At 61.1% G+C, this 21357-nt stretch carries 19 protein-coding genes; 16 read left to right on the forward strand and 3 right to left on the reverse strand.

Features of this window, described 5'->3' with window-relative positions; all coding sequences use genetic code 11:
* The first annotated feature begins 105 nt into the window (after positions 1-105).
* The 16 genes from RAK07_RS05490 (at position 106) to extS (ending at position 16882) form a co-directional block, all read left to right on the forward strand.
* Positions 106-1632 carry a DUF3373 domain-containing protein gene (locus tag RAK07_RS05490; protein WP_305731837.1) on the forward strand — a complete coding sequence of 509 codons (1527 nt, stop codon included), beginning with the start codon at positions 106-108 and terminating at the stop codon, positions 1630-1632.
* 88 nt (positions 1633-1720) lie between these two features.
* Positions 1721-2044, forward strand: coding sequence for a hypothetical protein (locus tag RAK07_RS05495; RefSeq protein ID WP_305731838.1), 324 nt, complete (start codon positions 1721-1723; stop codon positions 2042-2044).
* Between the two features lie 97 nt (positions 2045-2141).
* A complete protein-coding gene (locus RAK07_RS05500; RefSeq protein WP_305731839.1) occupies positions 2142-3533 on the forward strand; it encodes a rhodanese-like domain-containing protein in 1392 nt (463 codons plus the stop codon).
* Between the two features lie 180 nt (positions 3534-3713).
* Complete coding sequence (locus tag RAK07_RS05505) at positions 3714-5906, forward strand: molybdopterin-containing oxidoreductase family protein (protein ID WP_305731840.1); 2193 nt, start codon at positions 3714-3716, stop codon at positions 5904-5906.
* 1 nt (position 5907) lies between these two features.
* Complete coding sequence (gene nrfD, locus RAK07_RS05510) at positions 5908-7065, forward strand: NrfD/PsrC family molybdoenzyme membrane anchor subunit (protein ID WP_305731841.1); 1158 nt, start codon at positions 5908-5910, stop codon at positions 7063-7065.
* Positions 7066-7067: 2 nt separating this feature from the next.
* Entirely contained in the window at positions 7068-7784 is a 717-nt protein-coding gene (locus tag RAK07_RS05515) for a 4Fe-4S dicluster domain-containing protein (protein WP_305731842.1), read from the forward strand.
* A gap of 86 nt (positions 7785-7870) precedes the next feature.
* Positions 7871-8077, forward strand: coding sequence for a hypothetical protein (locus tag RAK07_RS05520; RefSeq protein ID WP_305731843.1), 207 nt, complete (start codon positions 7871-7873; stop codon positions 8075-8077).
* Between the two features lie 77 nt (positions 8078-8154).
* On the forward strand, positions 8155-8772 hold the full coding sequence (locus tag RAK07_RS05525) for a class I SAM-dependent methyltransferase (RefSeq protein ID WP_305731844.1): 618 nt from the start codon (positions 8155-8157) through the stop codon (positions 8770-8772).
* A gap of 30 nt (positions 8773-8802) precedes the next feature.
* On the forward strand, positions 8803-10452 hold the full coding sequence (locus RAK07_RS05530) for a methyl-accepting chemotaxis protein (protein ID WP_305731845.1): 1650 nt from the start codon (positions 8803-8805) through the stop codon (positions 10450-10452).
* A gap of 55 nt (positions 10453-10507) precedes the next feature.
* Entirely contained in the window at positions 10508-11446 is a 939-nt protein-coding gene (locus RAK07_RS05535) for a YeiH family protein (protein ID WP_305731846.1), read from the forward strand.
* 237 nt (positions 11447-11683) lie between these two features.
* A complete protein-coding gene (gene extM, locus RAK07_RS05540) occupies positions 11684-13510 on the forward strand; it encodes a selenite/tellurite reduction operon c-type cytochrome ExtM (RefSeq protein WP_305733482.1) in 1827 nt (608 codons plus the stop codon).
* Positions 13467-14705, forward strand: a complete 1239-nt coding sequence (gene extO, locus RAK07_RS05545) for a selenite/tellurite reduction operon b-type cytochrome iron-sulfur cluster-binding subunit ExtO (RefSeq protein WP_305733483.1) — start codon at positions 13467-13469, stop codon at positions 14703-14705. The genes extM and extO overlap by 44 nt, the downstream gene beginning before the upstream one ends.
* Positions 14663-15058, forward strand: coding sequence for a QcrA and Rieske domain-containing protein (locus RAK07_RS05550; RefSeq protein ID WP_305731847.1), 396 nt, complete (start codon positions 14663-14665; stop codon positions 15056-15058). Before extO ends, RAK07_RS05550 begins: the two co-directional genes overlap by 43 nt.
* The gene (locus RAK07_RS05555) at positions 15055-15675 is read left to right on the forward strand and encodes a cytochrome b N-terminal domain-containing protein (protein WP_305731848.1); all 621 of its coding nucleotides are present in this window, start codon (positions 15055-15057) and stop codon (positions 15673-15675) included. Before RAK07_RS05550 ends, RAK07_RS05555 begins: the two co-directional genes overlap by 4 nt.
* On the forward strand, positions 15672-16088 hold the full coding sequence (gene extQ, locus RAK07_RS05560; protein WP_305731849.1) for a selenite/tellurite reduction operon b-type cytochrome membrane protein ExtQ: 417 nt from the start codon (positions 15672-15674) through the stop codon (positions 16086-16088). The genes RAK07_RS05555 and extQ overlap by 4 nt, the downstream gene beginning before the upstream one ends.
* Complete coding sequence (gene extS, locus RAK07_RS05565) at positions 16064-16882, forward strand: selenite/tellurite reduction operon c-type cytochrome lipoprotein ExtS (RefSeq protein WP_305731850.1); 819 nt, start codon at positions 16064-16066, stop codon at positions 16880-16882. The genes extQ and extS overlap by 25 nt, the downstream gene beginning before the upstream one ends.
* Before the next feature lie 27 nt (positions 16883-16909).
* On the opposite strand, the gene RAK07_RS05570 is transcribed toward extS, so the two are convergent.
* The 3 genes from RAK07_RS05570 to RAK07_RS05580 all read right to left on the reverse strand — a co-directional run bounded on the left by RAK07_RS05570 (position 16910) and on the right by RAK07_RS05580 (position 21279).
* Positions 16910-17350: a hypothetical protein gene (locus RAK07_RS05570; protein ID WP_305731851.1), complete on the reverse strand. Its 441-nt coding sequence runs from the start codon at positions 17348-17350 to the stop codon at positions 16910-16912.
* Between the two features lie 62 nt (positions 17351-17412).
* Positions 17413-18519 carry an oxygen-binding di-iron domain-containing protein gene (locus RAK07_RS05575; protein WP_305731852.1) on the reverse strand — a complete coding sequence of 369 codons (1107 nt, stop codon included), beginning with the start codon at positions 18517-18519 and terminating at the stop codon, positions 17413-17415.
* 93 nt (positions 18520-18612) lie between these two features.
* Positions 18613-21279, reverse strand: coding sequence for an MMPL family transporter (locus RAK07_RS05580; protein WP_305731853.1), 2667 nt, complete (start codon positions 21277-21279; stop codon positions 18613-18615).
* Positions 21280-21357 lie beyond the last annotated feature (78 nt).

Raw genomic sequence — 21357 nt, forward strand, 5'->3', positions numbered from 1 at the left:
GACTAAATGTTCGAAAAAGTGGCACCCAAAAGCGTGCAGGCACCACCCATGACCCAAAAGCGTAGCCGATCGGGGCTGACGTTTGCAAACACAAAGGAGGGTTCAATGAAGAAGAAGGCATTGAAACGGGGAGTCGTGGCGCTTGCCGCCGGGATGGTGCTGCCGCTGGCCGCTCACGCTGCTGAAGCGGACCTGCAGGTCAAGATCGACAAGCTGACCAAGCAGATGGAAGAGCTGAAAGGTCAGGTGCAGCGGATCGAGGACAAGTCCCTGGGCAAGTGGCTGAGCATCGGCGGCAGCTATCAGTTCAGGATGGACAGCCTGCACGGCAAGACAGCCGCGTATTATGATGTAACCCCAATGTTCTTCGGTGCTCCCGCAGGGACGGTTGTCGAGTCGTTCAAGCCGAAGAATGAAACGCTCTACACCAATAAGTTTGCCCTTGATCTGAAGGCCAAGGCTACCCAGGACGTGACGGTCAATGTCAAGCTCGGCATGTACAAGGTGTTCGGCTCCCAGACTGACAATGCCGTCAATGCAGGGTATTTTGCTGACCGCACCTCCTTGATGGATGGCGTCGTCGGACATGTGCCTTCGGATAGCAAACTGAATGTCGACCGGGCCTATGCCACCTGGAGCAATATTATGGACCAGCCGGTCTGGTTCTCGGTTGGCCGGCGTCCCTCTACAGACGGGGCTCCCACCAACCTGAAGAGCAACACGGCCCGTCCCGGCAACGGCGGTACGCCGGCGCTGCTGGTCAACTACGCCTTTGACGGCATGACCCTGGGGTATGCGCCGGACATTGAAATGCTGCCCGGCTTTTACGCCAAGGTCTGTTATGGCCGCGGCTTTGACTCCGGCTACAGAACAGCATCGAACAGTCTGAAGGACACCGATATGCTGGGTGTTGCCGTCATTCCGGTGGATACCGATCCGTTGCGGGTCTGGATGCAGTGGAACCGTGGTTTCGACATTTTTGACCAGCCTGAAGCCTTGAGCGGTAACATGGCCGGTTCCCGTCCGACGGTAAACCTCGGCTCCATTGACTGGTTCGGCATTGGCGCCATGTCAACCCTGAAAAAGGTCGGCCCCGGCGACCTGAACTTCTTTGTGGATGGCGGCGTCAGCATAACCCACCCCAACAATGCGCGGGCAATGTCCAATCAGTCCCCCTTCGGCCTGGGATACGGCACCGCTGCCGACATGATGAGTCCGACCGGCCCGGTTAAGAAATCCAATACCGGCTATGCCGTGTTCGCCGGTCTGCGTTACGACCTGCCCAGCAAAACCAAGCTTGGCTTTGAGTACAACTACGGTTCCGAGCACTGGATTACCTTTGCGCCCGCTGCCGACGACATGTGGACCAGCAAGGTGGGAACCCGTGGTCATGTGTTTGAGCCCTACGTCATCCAGGAGCTGAACCTGAAGCCGATCTCCTCCTATTTTGCCAAGGCGTTCTTCAAGCTGGGCTACCAGTACTATGACTTCCAGTACACCGGCAGCAACAACTGGGTTGGGGCACCGGTCAAGATTTCCAGCATAACAGCCGCTACTCCGCTGGTCGGCATGATGGGACAGCCGGTGAAAGAGGCACATGATGTCTACGGCACCTTTGAGGTCCATTTCTAAGCACGCCCGCGGGGGCATGGCGAATGACAGTTCCCATGCCCCCCTTTCATTTGCCCGGAGCGTATCAACGTCAGTAAGGAGTGAAGCAATGAAGAAGCTGCTTTCGATGTCGCTGGTTATCTGCATGACCATGGTGATGGTTGCCCTGTTCAGTGGTAATGCCTTGGCCGAGACCGTCAAAATGGTGGGAACGGTGGTGAGCTTCACGGTGTCCGACGATCAGAAGACCGTAACGGCCGTTGTCAAGGACAACAAAACCGAGAAGGACGTGATCATTGTCATCACCGATGAAACCACGGTGACCAAGTTCAAGGAGCACGTCATCAAGAACGGTGACGAGATTCGTTCCACCTTCGAGAAAAGCGGCGACACCAACAAGGCAAAGGTGTTCAAGAAGACCGCCGGCTGCTGATGGGAAATGAGCATCCTGCCCGGCCCCAGGTTTTCCATGGGTGGCGGTGCGGGAAACAGACAACGTTTAGTACGGTAACCTGAAAGGAGGAATGATCATGCGTCCGATGCACTCAGTCCGTCTGGTACTGGCAAGTTGCGTGGCCGCGGTTTTGGCGGCTTCCGCGGCGTTTGCGGCACCGGCCCCCGCCAAGCCGTCCATCGCCAAGGTCTGTACCAACTGTCACAAGGCGGAACCCAATGCCATTCGTGGCTATTTCGACAACGTTGCCTTCAAGGCAAAAACACTGCAGGTCAAGATTGACGATGCCACCGAACTGGTGCGTTTCGACGAGGACGAGATCAAGGTGGTGAGCGGCGACGGTAAGACCGGCGACGGTGAACTGCTGCGCAAGGTCAAGAAAGGCCACGAGGTCAAGGTCGAGTACACCGAGAAGGATGGTGTGAAAACCGCGGTCCGTTTTCTGGAGAAGCCGCCGGTCAAGCTTTCCCAGGATATGATCATCTCAACTCCCGAGGTTGAGAAGCTGGTGGCCCAGGGGCCGGAAAAGGGTAACTACTTCCTGTTCGACTCCCGGCCGCTGCCGCGCTTCCAGGAGGGATCAATCCCGACTGCGGAAAACCTGCCGTTCCCGGCATTCGACAAGATGGTCGGCAAGCTGCCGGCTGACAAAAACGCCCTGATCATCTTCTACTGCGCCGGCCCCACCTGCAACATGAGCCCCGGTTCGGCCGACAAGGCGAAGAAGCTCGGCTACACCAACATCAAGGTTTATGTGGACGGCATGCCGGCCTGGCTTGAGCGCAATCCCGGCGTTTTGTCCGTGCAATTCCTGAAGGAGGCCTGGATCGGCAAGGATATCCCCCATGTACTGCTTGATACCCGTCCGGAAAAAGAGGCGGTCAAGGGCTTCATCAAGGGAGCGGTTGCCTTCCCGGCCAAACAGACCGCCAAGCTGGTCAAGGGGCTGACCGTCAAGAAAAACGCGCCGATCATGGTGTATGACCAGACGAACGGCAAGGATGCCGCCACGGTTGCCGCCGCCCTGGTCAAGGCCGGCTTCAAGCGCGTGCTGGTGCTGGCCGGCGGATTCGATGCCTGGAAGGCTGCTTACTTTGAAGTTGCCACCGGCAAGCTTGCCGCCAAGGCCAGCTATGTGCCCAAGCCCCGCCCCGGTGAGATCGCTCTTGACGAATTCAAGAAGCTTGCCGCTGCCATGCCCGCCGATGTCCAGATCATCGACGTCCGCAATGCCGACGAAGTCAAGTCGGGCATGATCAAGGGAGCCAAGCAGATCGCAGCCGAAGAGATCAAGGAACGTGTTGCGGAAATTCCGAAAGACAAGAAGCTGATTACCCACTGCGCCACCGGCGTTCGTGCCGAAATGGCCTACCATACCCTGAAGGAGCTGGGGTTCAAGGATGTTTCCTTCCTGAACGCCAATATCGAATTCCAGAAAAACGGCAGTTACACGATTACCAAGGAGTAGAACCAGAATCTGCCTGCCGCCTTTCGTGGTGTAGGGCGGCAGGCAGATGACGGTTTTTTTATTTACGAACAACAATTCAGAAATTCATATAAACGGAAAAACAACTGATCCGGGCAGCTGCCCGGCATGACAATATCTGGTGTATGACAAACGCGTATGCACGCGGGAGGTAGCCACGCAATGAACTTTTCACGCAGGACATTCCTGAAATCGGCCGGGGCGGCCACAGCCGGTATTGCCGCTGTCACCTCGATGCCGAAGAAAATGCTTTCCTGGGCCGAGGACACGGCTCAGAAGGATATGAAGCAGGTTCCCACCTTCTGTGAGCTCTGTTTCTGGAACTGTGGCCTGGTGGCCAAGGTGGAGAACGGCAAGGTGGTCAAGGTCGACGGCAACCCCTTAAGCCTGCGGGGCCGGGGCCGGTTGTGCGGCCGTGGTAACGCTGCCCTGGGGGCGCTGTACGATCCCGACCGGCTCAAGTATCCGATGATCAATACCGGCAAGCGGGGAGAACCGGTTTGGAAACGGGCCACCTGGGACGAGGCCCTGACCCTGATCGCCGGCAAGATGAAGGGAATCAAGGAGAAATACGGGGCAGAGTCCATGGCCCTGATCTATCACGGCACCGGAGCCTCCTTCTGGAAGCACCTGCTGCATGCCTACGGCAGCACCCTGTCGGCGGCACCCTCCTTTGCCCAGTGCCGGGGACCCCGGGATGTCGGCTTCTACCTTACCTATGGCTCCGATGTAGGGTCTCCCGAGTACTACGATTTCAGCAAGAGCAAGTACATCGTGCTGTTCGGCTCCCATTTGGGGGAAAACGCCCACAACAGCCAGGTGCAGGATATCGTGAGCGGTCTGGCCGACGGCGCCAAAATGACCGTGGTCGATCCGCGTCTCTCCAACATCGCCTCCAAGGCGGACCACTGGCTGCCGATCAAACCGGCCACCGACCTGGCGCTGATCCTTGCCTGGATTCGCCTCCTTATCGAGGAGGGGCTCTACGACAAGGAGTACGTGGCGAAATATGCCACCGGCTTTGATGGGCTTCGTGCCGCGGTGCAGCAGTACACGCCGGAGTGGGCCGAGACCGAGACCACCATTCCCAAGGAGATGATCGTCAAGGTTGCCCGCGAGATGGCAAAACAGGCGCCCCATGTCTGTGTCGGGGCTGGGCGCTATGCCGCCTGGTACGGTGACGATGTTCAACGCAGCCGCGGTATCGCCATCCTGAACGCGCTGCTCGGAAGCTGGGGCAGGAAAGGGGGCTACTTCTTCCCTACCGGCGCCAAGGTGCCCGAGTATCCGGGACTGCCGGCCTACCCGGAGCATGAGGAGGTGGCCAAGCTGGATGGGGCGTACCCCTATGCCGCCCTGCAGACCACCACCTCCATCCGGCAGGCCTCCAGCAGCGGCAAGCCCCGTCCGGTAAAGGCGTGGTTCGTCTACGGCTCCAACCTGATGAAGACCATGCCGGAAAAGCAGGAAACCATCAAGGCGATCCAGAGTCTCGACCTGCTGGTGACCATCGACACCATGCCGATGGATATCATCAACTATTCCGACGTCGTGCTGCCCGAGTGCACCTACCTGGAGCGGCACGACAACATCAACGTGGGCAAGTTCAACGGGGAAGCCGAGATTGCGATCCGTCAGCCGGCGGTGGAGCCGCTCTGGGAAAGCAAGCCGTCCTGGTGGATGGTGAAGGAGCTGGGCAGCAAACTGGGACTGGCCGAGTACTTCCCCTGGAAGAATGGTGAAGAGTACATCGCCAAGCGGTGTGAGGCGGGCGGTATCGATTATGCCCAGTTGAAGCGTGACGGTGTCATCATCAAGAAAGGCGGGGCTCCCTACATCACCGCCGACAGCCAGCCGGAGTTCGGTACGCCCAGCGGCAAGATCGAGCTGTACTCCGAGCAGCTTGCCGAAAAGGGGTTCGATCCGGTGCCCAAGTACACCAAGCATCCCCAGCCGGCAGCCGGCCAGTTCCGGCTGCTCTTCGGCCGGTCGCCGCTGCATACCTTCTCCCGCACCACCAACAACTTCATGCTGACCGACCTGCAGAAGGAAAACCATCTCTGGCTGAACGCCCGGAAGGGGAAAGAGCTGGGCGTAAAGGATGGCGACTACGTGTTCCTGGAAAATCAGGATGGCGTCCGCTCGCCGGGCAGGATCAAGGTCAAGCTGACCCAGCGGCTGCGCGACGATGTGGTGTACATGTACCACGGTTTCGGCGTGCATGCCAAAGCCATGACCCGTGCCGACAACCGGGGGATCGCCGATGACGACCTGATCACCAAGAGCGCCGTTGACCCGATTATGGGCGGTACGTCCATGCGCGGTAATTTTGTCAAGATTGTGAAGGGGGCCTGACATGGAAATTTTCGGCGTACTCGTACCTACCAGGGAAAAAATATCTGCAACCATTGCCGATGTGGCAAAAGGCAAGGGGGGGCTGCCGCTCTACGTTTCACTGTTCGGCATGTTGATCGGCTTCGTTGCCATCGCCTCAATCTTCATCCAGGGGCACGGTCATACCATCAACACTACGAACAACCTCCCCTGGGGACTGCAGATCACCACCTACATCTACTTCGTGCTGATCAGTACCGGCTGCACCTTTGTCAACTTTTTCGGCCATGTATTCTTTCCGCAGCAGTACAAGCCCTTTGCCTCCCGGGTCATCTTCCTGGGGATCATGACCGCGGCTGCCGCCTTCTTCTCCCTGGCCACGGAGATGGGGCGGATCGACCGGATGTACAACTTCCTGCTGTCGCCCAACCCGACTTCACCCATGTTCTGGATGTCGGTCTGGTACACCGCCTACTTCATCATGATCGTGCTGGAGTACATCAATATCCAGACCAACAAGCATTCCAACCGGGTGATGTGGGGGGCCTTCTTCGTGGCGGTCATCACCCACAGTACCCTGGGGAGCCTGCTGGGGGCGGTCAGTTCCCGCGCGTACTACTACAGCGCCCTGCTGCCGTTCTATTTCCTGTTCATCGCCTTTTTGACCGGCTGCGCCTTGACCGCCATCGTGGCGGCGCTGACCGTGAAGCAGCAGAAGCTCGACGCCGACTTCCATCTGGAGCCCTTTGTCAAGTTCCTGCGCATCGGCCTGGGGCTGGCCTTCCTGCTGGGCTTCTGGCGTACCGCCATCGGCCTGGCCGGCCATGTGGACGGTTCCGAAGTGTTTGCCATGACCGCTCTGAACAATATCCTCTTCGGTATGGGCGTTGCCGTGGTGGTGCCCTACATCATGCTGAGTCTGAGCCGCAGTGCCTCCTGGCTGGCCTTTACCGGCCTGTTCATCATGGTGACCCAGTTCAAGACCAGAAGCGACCTGGTGCTGGGTGGTTTCAAGGTGCCGTTGTTCCGGGTGTACGATATGCCGGAAACCATCACCTACACCCCGTCGGTTCATGAGTTCCTCGTGCTGGTGGCATCGGTCTCACTGGTCAGCACCCTTTACATTTTCTGCGAAAAAACAGGTCTTTTTGAAATTGCTGACAGCAAGGAGGCACATTAACCATGGAACAGTTCGACGATAAGGATATCCTTGAGATCATGCGGGAAGACCTGCAGCGCGCCCTGAAAAAGGAGCGCAAGGATCGGCGCTGGGCCATGGCCATTGATCTCAGGAAATGCATCGGCTGCCATGCCTGCACCACCGGGTGCATGTCCGAGAACCTGACCCCGCCCGAAATCCACTACCGTCCGGTAAAGGAGGAGGAGATCGGCGAATACCCCAACACCTCGGTGCGTTTTCTGCCCCGGCCCTGCATGCAGTGCGACGCCCCCACCTGCACACCGGTCTGCCCGGTGACCGCCACCTACAAGCGGGACGACGGCATCGTCACCATCGACTACAAAAAATGCATCGGCTGTCGCTACTGCCTGGTGGCCTGTCCCTACGCCGCCCGCTCCGCCGACGTCGGCCATTACTACACCGGCGATTTCCATGACAAGACCTACGAAGTTGAGAACTCCGGCGAATACGGCAAGACCTTCAAGCGCAAATCCCACTGGCATTCCCCGGTGGGCAACGCCCGCAAGTGCCATTTCTGCATCCACCGGGTGGAGAAGGGAGAACTGACCCGGTGCACCACCACCTGCCTGGGACATGCCACTTACTTCGGCGATATCAACGATCCCAAGGCCCTGATCACCAAGCTGATTTCCCGGCCCAACGTGATCAAGTACAAGGAAGAGCTGGGTACCAAGCCGATGGTGTTCTACATCGTCTGATCCGGGCTGGACATATTCCCGAACAATGCTACAGTACAATTCGTTAACCCGGTACGCCGGGAATACTGAAAAGAGGAGATCGCATCATGAAGAAGATCGTAGCCATGCTGGTAGCCGCCCTGATGACCGCAAGCCTGTCCTTTGCCGCTGAGCCGAAGAAGGAAGCCGCACCTGCTGCTGCTCCCGCTGCGGAGAAGGCCGAGAAGAAGGACGCTGCCAAGAAGGAGAAGAAGGCCCCCAAAAAGGAAGCCAAACCGGCTGCCAAGGGCAAGAAGGAAATGTCCGGGTGCTGATCTGCCGGCACTGAGTATCCAGGGGGGACACAAAGGTTTTGTGTCTCCCCTTTTTTACGCAACGGGGAGGTGGAGTGATGGCGGTTCGGAGGGATTTTGACGCGGCTGCCGCTGCCTGGGACGAGAAACCGCATCGGGTCAGGCTGGCCGGGGATATCGCGACGGCCATACAGGCACGCCTGCCGGTGTCCAAAGGATGGCACGCCATGGACCTGGGCTGTGGTACCGGCCTGCTTACCCTGCAGCTTGCGCCGCTGGTGCGGGATATCGTCGGTGTGGACGGCTCACGGGGGATGTTGGAAAAACTGGACGAAAAGGTACGCGCCGCGGGCTGCTCCAACGTCCGTACCCTATACTGTGACCTGGAGCGGGACGAACTGCCGGAAGGAACCTTCGATCTGATCACGGCTGCCATGCTGCTGCATCATATTCCGGACGTAGCGCAGCTGATCGATGCATTGCGGCGGCGGCTGCAGCCCGGCGGCTGGCTTGCCCTGGCCGACCTGGACCAGGAGGACGGCAGCTTCCATGAGGATGCCACCGGCGTATTCCATAACGGGTTCAGCCGCGAATGTCTGCTGGCGTTGCTGTCGGACGCGGGGTTCGGCGAGGTGACGGTGGCGCCTGCTGCCGAGGTGGTCAAGGGGGAGCGGCACTATCCGGTGCTGCTGGCGGTGGGACGACGCTGCAGATGATGCGGCACGGTAGGGGAGGGGAGAACGCCAATGAATATCAGCCTGAAAATGAAGCTGTTCGGCATGACCTCGTTGATGATGCTGTTGATGGCAGTGGTCGGTGGTATCGGTCTTGCCGGCTTCCGGCAGAGTAACCAGGAGCTGGAGCGGGTCTTCCAGGTGAACATGAAGAATGCCACCCTGCTCTCCAAAATCGACGGCCTGCTGCGCGCCAGCCGCATCCAGATGCTGCTGGCCCTGCAGCATGATCCCAGCAACGAATTCAGCAAGCTCCATGACCATGAAACGTCCCTGCATATCGAGCTGACCCGCAAGTATGCCGGTGAGATTGCCGCACTCTGGAACGACTACTACGGACGAATCGATGCAGCGCAAACCCGGGCCCTGGCCGATGCCTACCAGAAGGACCGCCAGACGTTCCACCAAGAGGGGATCGAACCGGTTATTGCCGCGGTCGAGGGTGGCGACTTCAAAGAGGCGTACCATATCACCATCAATACCATCAACCCGACCATCCAGAAAGCGAACCGCTCCCTTGACGCTTTGATGCAGCACGAGGTGAGCCAGGCGGAGCAGGCCCACACGAAAAGCCAGAAAAAGTATTCGCTGCTGCGTACCGCCATTATCGGGTCCATTCTGGTGGCGCTGGTGTGCGGTTTCGGTGCCGGGTTCGTCATTGCCAGCTCCATCGGCCGGTCCTCGATAGAGCTGAAAAGTGCCGCGGAAAAACTGGCAGGCGGCAACCTGACCGTCCGGGCCGACGTGTCGTCGGGGGATGAACTGGGGGTTATCGGGCAGAGTTTCAACAAAATTGCCGACACCCTGCAGACGGTCATGGAACGGGTCCGCAGCTCATCTGGTGCGCTCACCGCCGCAGCCGCAGAACTGCGCAGCAATGCAGAGCAGATCGCTACCGGTGCCGAGCATGTTGCCGCCCAGGCGACATCGGTTGCCACTGCCGGCGAAGAGATGGCAGCCACCTCCAACGAGATTGCCGGCAGTTGCGGTATGGCGGCGGAACGTGCCGATCAGGCCTGTACGGCAGCGACCAACGGCGTCCGGATTGTCCAGCTGACCGTTGAGGGGATGGCACGTATTGCCGGTAAGGTGCAGGATAGTGCCAAGACCGTGGAAAGCCTGGGAGAGCGTTCCGATCAGATCGGGCAGATCATCGGCACCATAGAGGATATTGCCGATCAGACCAACCTGCTGGCGCTCAACGCCGCCATCGAGGCGGCCAGGGCCGGAGAGCAGGGGCGGGGGTTTGCCGTGGTGGCCGATGAGGTGCGCGCCCTGGCTGAACGCACCACCCGTGCCACCCGGGAAATCGGCGAGATGATCAAGGCGATCCAGGGTGAGACCCGCAATGCGGTCGCCGCCATGGAGGATGGCGTGCGGGAGGTTGATCAGGGCACGAGCGATGCGGCCCGTTCCGGCGAAGCTCTGCAGCAGATCCTGGCGCAGGTCAACGATGTTACCCAGCAGATCGGCCAGATCGCGACAGCGGCCGAAGAACAGACTGCCACTACCGGTGAGATCAGTGGTAATATGCAGAAAATTACCGAAGTAGTGCAGGATACCGCCGGAGGTGCCCAGAGGACCGCGGCGGCGGCGGCGCGGCTGTCGGGGCTTGCCCAGGATCTCGAGGCCATTGTCGCACAATTCAGACTGAACCCCTGAGGCGACAGCGAGTCGCCCGGGCAGGCAGCTGATGGAGCTACGGGGTCACACAACAATGAAACAGGACTCGGTCAGAAAAATACTGTTCATGCTCTTGCTCGTGGCCTGCTTCCTGCCGCAGGTCGGCACTGCCACGGCGCTGATCGGCGGTATTCTGTTCAGCCTGGTGCTGGGCAACCCCTGGCCCCGCCTGACCGCTGCCTGGAGCAAGAAACTGCTGCAGGTTTCCGTTGTGGGGCTCGGGTTTGGCCTCAGCCTGGCCACGGTGGTGCAGGTGGGCGCCCATTCCGCTGTCTACACCATTGTGGGGATCGCGGCGACCCTGGCGGCAGGGTGGGCACTCGGCAGAGTGGTCGGCACGACGCCCGCGCAGTCACTGCTGATTTCCTTCGGTACGGCCATCTGCGGCGGCAGCGCCATTGCGGCCATGGCACCGGTGTTGCGGGCAGAAGACGATGAAGTTGCCGTATCGCTGGCAACGGTGTTTACCCTGAATGCCGTGGCACTGCTGCTCTTTCCGCTCCTGGGGCATCTCTTGGGCCTCAGTCAGCAACAGTTCGGCCTGTGGGCAGGGCTGGCCATCCACGATACCAGCAGTGTGGTCGGGGCGGCAGCCGTGTTCGGTACCACTGCTCTGGCGGTGGGGACCACGGTCAAGCTGACCCGGGCACTCTGGATCATGCCCTGCGTGTTGATGGTGTCGATGGTGAAACGTTCGGAACAGCGGGCGCCGTTTCCCCTCTTTATTGTCGGTTTCATGGCCGCAGCAGCGGCCCATACGTTGCTGCCGCCGCTGGAGCCGGTCTGGAGCTCGCTGGCGCTGGCGGCCCGACAAAGTCTGGTGGCCACCCTGTTCCTGATCGGCGCGGGGTTAAGCCGTGAAGTGCTGGGGCGGGTCGGGGTGCGCCCGCTGCTCCAGGGGCTGCTGCTCTGGATGGCGGTCAGCGGGCTGACCGCAGTTGCCATTCTTTTCGGCGTCATTGCTCCGCCCTGAATCAATCCAAAATACTGGGGAGGTTTCATGAAGGATATCCTGCTGCTCGTGATCGTTCTGGTGGTCTGGATAGCGTTGCAGAAGTTCATTCTGCCCCGCTTCGGCATCCAGACCTGACTGTCCAGAAGCTGCGACCTCGGGGACCGGGGCGCTCAAACGGAACAGAAGCACGATGCTTCTGCTGAAAGCAAAAAATAACGTGGAACCGGTTTGTCTCTTCGTCTGATACCCTCAATCATGGTGTTGCTCTGCCTGTTGCTCTGGCTGGCCGGATGCACTGCTGCTTCCGGTAACCGGGAGCAGTGCCTCTCCTGCCACCGGGGAATCGAGCATGTCTCACCTGCCCATCCCGGCTGCGTTTCCTGCCACGGCGGCGACCCCGCCGCCCGTGGCAAGGAGGCGGCCCATGCCGGCATGCGGGGGGAGGGGAACCCCTCGGCGCCGGAGAGCTGGCGGGAGGGGTGCGGCAGTTGCCACCGCTACCAGTTGGAGCGGGTCAGAAGCACCATCATGCAGACCAATGCCGGCATGATCCGCACCATCCAGCGCACCTGGGAAGGGGAGGACGGCCGTGACTACGTGGCGTCCGACGGCGAGCTGTTCGGGGGCGACGGCCGGAAGGTGCAGTTGAGTCCGGTGGTGGAACTGGACAATCTTTCCGGCGAGCTGTACCGCAAGTTCTGCTCCCGCTGCCATATCGGCATCGCCAACGACGACTCCTACGGCGCAGTGCACTCCTCCGGTTGCGCTGCCTGCCACTTTCCCCGCAACAACACCGCAACCTACGTCGGAACGGACACAACCGTACGGGGAACGGCCGCCTCATCCGCCAGCCATGCCCTGGAACCGTTGCCGGACGTCCAGGTTTGCAGCCGCTGTCACAACCGCAGCGGCAGGATCGCCTTCTCCTACCAGGGACTCTACGACGGCAACAACGGCCTGGTGCCCACCAGGCACGGCGAGGCCGGTCCGGTGATGACCAGCGGTGCCCGCAACCTGGTGCATATCACCCCTGACGTCCATTTTGCGGCCGGCATGGAGTGCATCGACTGTCATACCTCCCGGGATGTCATGGGGGACGGCTTTGCCTATCCCACCATGTACCAGCAGACCGAGATCCGCTGCGAGGACTGCCACGGCAGTCCGACGGAGGTGCCGCGTTACCGCGAGATCACCCGGGAGAACGACGAGGTGCTGCGGGAATCCCGTCAGTACAAGCGTCCCATGCAGGCGGGGGACCGGATGATCCAGACCTCGAAAGGGCGTAGCTACGCCAACGTCTTTTACCGCGACGGCGTCATCTGGCTGCAGGGAAAACGCAGCGGCAAGCTGCATACCACCAAGGTCATCACCGGCACCCCGGCCCACCGGATCGCCGGCCACGAGCGGATGGAGTGCTACAGTTGCCATTCCCGCACCGTGGTGCAGTGCTACGGCTGCCATACCCGCTACGACAAGGGGTGGGCGGGGATGGATTTCATCAAGGGGGAGGAAACACCGGGCGCCTTTTCCGAAAGCGAGGATTACCGCATGCTCTCGCCGTTTCCGCTGGCCCTGAACCAGCGGGGCAAGGTCTCGCCGGTCACCCCCGGCTGCCAGACCTTCATCACGGTGGCCGAAAAGGACGGCTCCTTCTCCCGGTTGGAGTATGTGGCACGCTACCAGGGAAAACAGCAGTTGCGCTTTGCTCCCTTCTACTCCCACAATACCGGCAAAAAAGCGGTGGGCTGCAGCGAATGCCACGGTAACCCGGCCTATCTCGGCTTCGGCCAGCACCTGGTCGAGGGGAACAGCATCAAGGCAACACTGCTGTGCGAACGTTCCGACACGAAACCGCTGGACGGTTTCCTGACCATGGAGCGCGGCAGGGTGGCGGCCTTTTCCGCCGTTACCCGGGAGAACGCCCGTCCCCTGAACGCTGCCGAGGTGAAGCGGGCCCTGTCGGTGAACCTCTGCCTGCCGTGCCACACACGGCCTGAGGACCCCATCTATCGGAAAGGACTGGACTATCGTGCACTGGATGATCCTCTGCATCGTCGTCTGCTGTCTGTCGGCGGTCGCTGATACCGCAATCGCCGGAAGCTGCTTCCGCTGCCACGCTGGCAGCGGGCGGACGGTGCACACGGTGTTCGCCTGCACCGTCTGCCATCTGGCCGATGGCCGGACGCTGGGAGCCCCGGACGAAGCGACCCGGCAGGCGGCCAGCTGCACTGCCTGCCATCCGGGGCGGGAGCGGATCTTCAGCCAGGCCATGACCACCCGCCTGGCGGAACAGCGCTTTGTGGAGCGCAGCTACGCCATGGTGGATAGCGGCTTTTTCGGCAAGAACTGCGCCTCCTGCCATGTTTCCAGTTGTCGCGACTGCCACGGCACGCCGTGGGAGCTGAAAAAACCGTCCGTTGCCGACTGCCAGAACTGCCATCGCGGCTATTACACCGGCTGGGACTACACCGGCCGTGCCCCCCGCGAGGACAACATGCGCTACCAGCGGGGGGGGGCGGAGAAAGGGGAGACCTGGCTGAAGATGCTGCCGGATGTCCATTACCAAGCCGGCATGACCTGCGGCAGTTGCCATGGTATGACCAGCCTCATGGAGGGAAAAAAATCGTCGAAAGGGTGCCGGGACTGCCATCGGCCGGACCCGACGGTGCTTGAGCACGGCATAGCGGCCCACATGGAGCGGCTGGAGTGTTACGCCTGCCACTCCGCCTGGGCGCCCCAGGAGTACGGCACCTTTTTCCTCAGGTTCCGCGACCGGTCGCAGAAAGAGGGGTTCGATCTCAAGCCCGGTCCAGATCCCGAGTACCTGCGCAGCGCCTACCTGAAAGCTCAGGATGCGCCGCCCCTGGGGATCAACGGGGCAGGCAGGGTCAGTCCGATCAGACCCCAGTTCATCGCCTACTATACCGATATTCAGCAGGCCCGGCTCAGGGGGGGGGACAATCGGTTGCTGGTCGCCGAGTGGCGGGCCTTCTTCCCCCACACCGTACAGCGGGGGAGCGTCACCTGCGAGGGGTGCCACGACAATCCGCGCCGCTTCCTGCTGGAACCTGCCTCGCAGCGGATCTACCGGACGGCGCAAGACGGCCTGGGGCTTGAGTCATTCTGGCTGCAGGAGGGACAGCGGCTGGTGAACGGCAGTTTTTTTTCTGCCGGTCGTTACCGGCAGATGAGTAGCACCGCCAATCCGGTTTATGCACGGGACTCTGTTAAAAAATGGAAAGATATTCTCAAACGCGTCGACGCTTCCTCCAGGTAGTGCTGGGGCTCGGCTCCCTGGAACTGCTGCGGCGGTATCTCACGCCCCGTAATCTTCCCGGACAGCGGGTACTGCTTACGGTGCGCCGTGACGAGCTGCCGGCCGAAGGGGCCCTGGTGTTCCGCGACGCCCGCATAGCCCTGGTGCGCATCCAGGGGCGCTTGACAGCGCTGAGCCTGGTCTGTACCCATCTGGGCTGTACCGTGAACGTGCATGCCGACGGGCTTTCCTGTCCCTGTCACGGCAGCCGCTTCGACCGTGACGGCATGGTGCTGGAGGGGCCGGCGGTGCGGCCGCTGGCCCGCTACCGGCTGGAGGAACAGGGGGAGAAAATCATGGTGCTGGCGTCATGATGACCGATTTCCTGAAACATCTCTTCCCCCGTGTGGTGCTGGAGAAGAACCTGCGGCTCAGCTATACCTTCTGCCTGGGGGGGCTGGCCTTTACCGCCTTTTTGCTGCTGCTGCTGTCGGGTCTGTTGCTGGTGGTCTACTACCAGCCCACGCCGGAGCGGGCCTTTGCCTCCATCCTCTTCCTGGAGGCATCGGTGCCGGGGGGCGCCTACCTGCGCAGCCTGCACCGGATGGCCTCCCATGCCCTGCTGGTACTGGTTTTCCTGCACACCCTGCGGGTGATCCTGACCGGTGCCTACCAGCGGCCCCGCCAACTCAACTGGGTCATCGGCTTTGCACTGCTCTGCCTGTCGCTGTTCGAGGCGTACACCGGCTACCTGCTGCCCATGGATCAACTGGCCTACTGGGCCACCCAGACCGGTATGGAGCTTTTGGCCACCCTGCCGCTGGGGGAGAGCCTGCGCCGCCTGCTGGTGCCGGACGGGGTGGGGCAGAACCTGTCGCTTTTGCGTTTTTACGCCCTGCATATCGTGATCCTGCCCCTGGCGGTGCTGCTGCTTTGCATGCTGCACTTCTACCGGATCAGGAAACAGAAAGGTCTGCTGCCCTACCTGTGAAAAACGGCTATGTGAAAAGCAGTCCCCACTTTTTCCGGCTGATCGGCCGGGCCATGCTGCTCTGCATCCTGGTGGTGTCGGCGCTGGCCGCCCTGGTCCCGGCGCCGCTGGAGCAGGCGGCCAATCCGGCCCAGACCCCCAACCCGGCCAAGTCGGCCTGGTTTCTGCTCTGGACCCAGGAGCTGGTCAGCCACTCCAACGGGCTGGCCTGGCTGATCCTGGCCGTGGCGTTCTTGTTTCTGCTGCTTCCCTGGCTGCCCGGCAGCGGTCACGTCTACCCGGCCCGCTGGTTTCCCCGTTCGCAGCGAGGGGTGAACCTGCTGACGGTACTGACGTTTCTCGCCATCGTGGCGCTGACGGTTGTTGCCCTGTTTTTCAGGGGGGCCAATTGGTCGTTCGTACCTTCCTTCTGAGTGTTGCCGTTCTGCTGGTCGCCGTCGCTGCCGGGGCGACTGCCCGGCCGCCCGACCGGTGTCTGGCCTGCCATCCTCCCCACTACCGGCAGCAGGGGAGCTGCAGCGACTGCCATCGCGGCAACCCCGCTGCCGCGCGGAAGAGCATCGCCCATGCCGGCCTGCTGGCGGGACGGTACGCCGTGTTCACCCTGCCCGGTTCGCCGGTGGTCAAAAAAGGGGAGCGGCTCTTGGAGCAGTTCGCCTGCCGGCGCTGTCATGTGAGCGGCGGACGGGGAAACCGGCTGGCTGCGTCACTGGACGCGGTTGCGGCGGAGCGATCACCGGCGGAGATCGTGGCAGCCATCGGGAACCCTGCGGAAGGAATGCCCCGCTTTGCCATTGGTGACGCCCAGCTGACGGCGGTGGTAAACGGACTGTATTATGGCGGGACGCGGGGCAAAGGGGGGGAAGAACGGCCCCGGGTGGTCTTCTTTGAAAAAAGGGGCGCTGCCGACGACCTGTTTACCCGGAAGTGCGGCTCCTGTCACCGGCTGCTGTCGGAACGGCTGGGGGCACTGGGGCGCAGCGATGCGGGGCCGAACCTCTCGGGCCTGCTGACCCCTCATTATCCCCGGAATGCCGGCCCAGGCGTCCCGTGGACCGAACAGCGACTGAAGGACTGGCTGTACAATCCAAGGACGGTACGACCCTGGTCGCTGATGCAACCGGTCCGGCTTTCCGATGGCGAGCTGCATGAGCTGATGCGGATACTGACGGTGACGCACCGGAAGGACCCAGCGTCCTTCCGGTAAAACGCCGCCGCAGCGGGCCGGAGATGCTCAGAACAGGGTCTCCCGGTTCATCAGGCGATCCATGGCTCCCGACCCTTGTGGCCCCTTGTAGTCAACGCATCTGGCCCAGGCCACCAGCGCCTGGTCAACATCCTTCTTTTGCTCGACGGTCAGCTTGTCGTAGCCGAATTCCGCCGCCGGTGTCAGCAGAATCTGCACAAACTGGCGGTAGTCTACCGTGGCGGGCAGCGCTTCGCTTACGCAGGTACAGTAGGACTCCACCCCCACCACCTTCATGCACTGCTCCTTTTTGACCGGCAGCGTCTGCTTCTTCAGCTGCAGGCTCCGCAGCTCGGAAATCTGTTGTTCGAGCTCCTCAATTTTTTTCAGCAGCTGTTGCTGTTTCTGGGGGTCGGGGTCTGTCGCTCCCGCGATCATACTGCCGAGGGAACACCAGATCAGGGTTACTGCGATAACGAGACGTTTCACGAACTACCTCCTCCGGGCTGTGGGCTGGGTGCGGCAGGGCCCGCCGGGGCGGGCAGGGGAACTCAGTTTTCGTCCAGCAGGAAGTCCGCACTGGCCTCCTGCTGGGCCAGCAGCAGGTCGAAGGGCGGCAGGTTATGCTCAAGCAGGATGCGGGTCATCCGTGCCTTGAGGATATTCTGGCGATCCGCGGGAACGTTTCTGAGAAATACCTTGATCAGCGCTTCGATGACTTCCACCGGCTCACCTTTGATGTCCGTGACCGTACCGTCCTGCGACATGGCTACCAGTGCCGGGTAGCTGCCGTCGGGATCAAAGTAGCCCAGCACCTGTCGACTGGTCTCTTCGTCGCAGAGCTCCTTGAATACCACGACGATTTCGTTGGCAGCGCTGATTAGCATCGGAAACTTGTCCTCCAGGGAGGAGATGATGTCCAGTCCGACCTGCAGTTCTTCCATGCGCGACAGAAACTCGGGAATGAGTTCCCCCTGGATGATGCCGCCATGTTGCGGCGCCAGCATGAGGGGGGCCGGAGTCAGCTCCCTGATTTTCTGGACCGCCTTGCGGATCGCTTCGTTACTGGGCATGTACAGCTGGTGGAACGCCTTGATTCCCGGCCAGTTGTCTTCAGTGGCCATGAGGCCGAGCGCGGCAATGCCGCCCATGAAGTCACCGGTGAAGAGGATGCGTGATTCGAGGTCATAAAGCATGCAGGCGCCGCGGAAGTGGCAAAAAGGGGTGGGAATGAACTGCAGGCGGTGACTCGGCTGCGTATTCAGGGATACCCGGAAGTTTTTGAAGCGCTCGACCGCCTTGAAGGTGACCTGGGGACTGTTCAGGCTGACCAAGCGCCAGGTGTCCTCGGTTGCCAGCACCACGTTGCGCGGGTTGATCTTGCACAGGTAGGGGAGGTTGCCCACCACATCCGGGTCCTGGTGGTTGATGAAGAGCATGTTGATCTTCGAGATATCCCCCAGTACCTGAGTCGTCTTGGTGATAAGATCGTTCAGGTCGCTTGAGGGGCCGGGATCGATCAGCATGTTGGCGACATTGCCGCTGCCCTTGAAGATGCGCAGGTAACTGTTGCGGCTGAGGAACGACTTGCTGCCCGATCCGACCCAGTAAATATCGTTGCTGATTTCGACGGCCTGCTCCAGATCTGCATTCTGCATGTACCGGCACTCCTTCAGGTGCTTGGATTTCAATGCCTACAGCATACGTATCGGAAACATCATGCTGGTTTCTAAATACATTCCGTCACGGGATCACAGCGGCTTCTCCCGTCTGTCGATCAGCAGGAGCAGCGCGGGCAGAAACAGCAGGAAAGCCAGCACGATAGCGGTCATTCCCAGGGACATCACGGCACCGATGGAGAAGACCCCCTGGTGGCGGGCCACCATCAGGGCACCGAAACTGAACAGGATGGTCAGGGCGTTGAGAAAGACCCCCACCCCGGCACTGCGCGTGACCACCTGCAGCGGGGTTTCCCCCTCGCGGCGGTAGCGGGCCAGGATATAGATGGCCGAGTCGATTCCCACCCCCAGGAGCAGCGGCATGACGATCACATTGGCCACGTTGAACTTGAGGCCGAAGAGTCCCATGCCGCCGATCATCAGCAATAGGCCCGTCGCCAGCGGCAGGATGCCGACCAGGGTCAGCTTCAGGCTGCGGAAGGTGATCAGCAGGATAACCACGATACCGGCAAAGGCGTACAGAAACGCTTTCAGATAGGAGTCCTGCAGGATGCGGAACGACTCATACACACTGACCGGCTCGCCGGTGGCGTTGGGCACGACGCTTTTGATCTGGTTGACGAATTCGGCCAGGGGGGCTTTGTCAAAGATCTCGTGCTTGGGGACGATCTGCAGCAGCAGCCGGCCGTCCTTGGCAACGAAACGCTCCTTCAGGGAGGCGGGGACATCCGCCTCGGTGACGGGGCGGGCCTGCAGGCTTTCCATGAGCATGGTCAGCTTTTCCGGCAGGCCGGAGAACATGCTCCCCTGGAACTCCCGCAACATTCCCAGGGCATTGCCGTCCCGCTCTTTCTCCAGGCCGGCAAAGAACGTGTTCAGAGTGGTCAGGAATGCAGCCACCGGCTCTGCCTCCGGCAGGTGCTTCGCGGCAAGGTGCTGTTTCAGTTTTTCAACCCGCCCGTGGAATCCCTCGAAAACCGATGGCAGTTCCAGCGGACTCAAATTCTCCTCGTACGGCACCGGTTTTACCCCAGCCAGGGAGCGGCGCAGGGAGGCCAGCAGGGCCAGTTTCTCCTGCTGGTGCGTAGGGACCAGCGTCTGCAGGCTCACCACATGCGCAACCGATGAAAGCGCCTCCAGACGTCTGGTCAGGCTGGCAGCCTCATCCCGGTCCCGGGCGATGGCCACCCCGAAGTAGCCGGCGTTTTCCTTGCTTTTCATCAGCTTGTAGGCATACCGCACCGGCTCCAGCCCCTTAGCCTGCAGGTTCATCATGTTGAAGTCGAACTCCATGCGGGAAAGAGGGTACAGGCAGAGCAACGCCAGTGCGGCGGTGAACGTGGTCACCAGCAGGGGGCGTCGGAACAGGGCCTGCAGGATGGGGGAGTGGGAAAGTTCGCGACGAGGGGCGCTGACCGGCTTCTGATACCTGCTCAGCAGGACCAGCATGGCGGGCAGGACCGTGAAGGTGGACAGCACGCAGATGATGATGCCGCCGGTGGCGATGATCCCCAGTTCGGCAATCCCCTTGAAATCGGTGAAGGCAAAGGTGGCAAAGGCCAGGGCCACGGTGGCGGCGGCCATGGTCACGGCCCGCAGGTTGCCGCACAGCCCCCGTTCAATGGCGTCGAGCTGCGGTTTGCCGCTCCGTAACTCCTCCTGGTAGCGGAGCACCACCTGGATGCTGTATTCGATCCCCAGGCCGATCAACATGATGGCGAAGGCCATGGAGAGAATGTTCAGGTGTCCCACCGTCAGGGTGGCGAAGCCGAAGGAGACGCAGATGCCGACGATCAGCGATACCATGGCGGCCAGGGTGTTCAGCCAGCCCCGGAAGGCCACCAGGAGCAGGATCACGGTCAGGGTGAGGGAGAGCAGGGTGGCTTTTTCCATGTCCTGCTGGCTGGTGGCCATCTCTTCGTATTCCAAAACCGGCACGCCGGTCAGGCCGGCGCTCACTCCTTTGAACTCCGGCTTCTGGCGCAACGCCGCCAGCTCCTCCCGTACCTTTTTGATGGCCTGTTCCGCCGGTACGAAGCTGTCCTGCTCCTTCAGGGGGCGGATGGCGATGATCTGCTGCTTGCCGGCGTTTTCCAGCATCGACGGTTTGCCGTCGCCGGACCCTTTCAGGAACGAATCCAGGGAGAGGGCCGAGTTTTTGCCGTCAAAGCCGCTGAATCCCTTGTCCAGGGTGGTGAGCATGAAGGTGAGCCGCGCCAGCTTGCGCTGGTCCGGCGCGGCCAGGTAGTCGTCGATCTGGTTGGTGAGGGAGCTGAACAGGGTTTTCACCGAGGGCGCCGCCGCCAGATCCGTCAGCACCGGTGCAGCCATTTCCAGAGTGCGGGCCATGGCCTGCAGCTCCTCCAGCGGCATGAAGAGCAGGCCGTTCTGGCGGAAGTAGGGAAGACCGCCGGGGTAGAGCAGGTCGACGAACAGGCGCTTTTCCTTGGTGAGCCGGTCGTGAAGAGTGTCGCAGAAGCGGGTGACCAGGGCCGGGTCCTCCGCTTCCACCACCACCACGATTTCCTCCTGATCACCGAAGGCGGACCGGTATTCACGGTAGGCCTGCTGGAACGGTGCGTTGCGGGGCATCAGATCGTCGCGGCCGGTCAGGAACTCCATACCGGTCAGTGTGTAGGCGACGGAAAGCGCGGACAGGAGCAGGGCCAGGGCCAGCACGGTCCAGGGACGGCGGGATACAAAGCGGAACAGACGACTGGAGGAAACGGGTGCGGACATTACCGGACAACTCCTTGACAAAAGATTCAGCTGCTGTGCTTACCCTGTCACTCCGCAAAAGTCAATCGCACCGGGTGC

This window comes from Trichlorobacter ammonificans (genome assembly GCF_933509905.1).
In the GTDB taxonomy this organism is placed as follows: Bacteria; Desulfobacterota; Desulfuromonadia; order Geobacterales; family Pseudopelobacteraceae; genus Trichlorobacter; species Trichlorobacter ammonificans.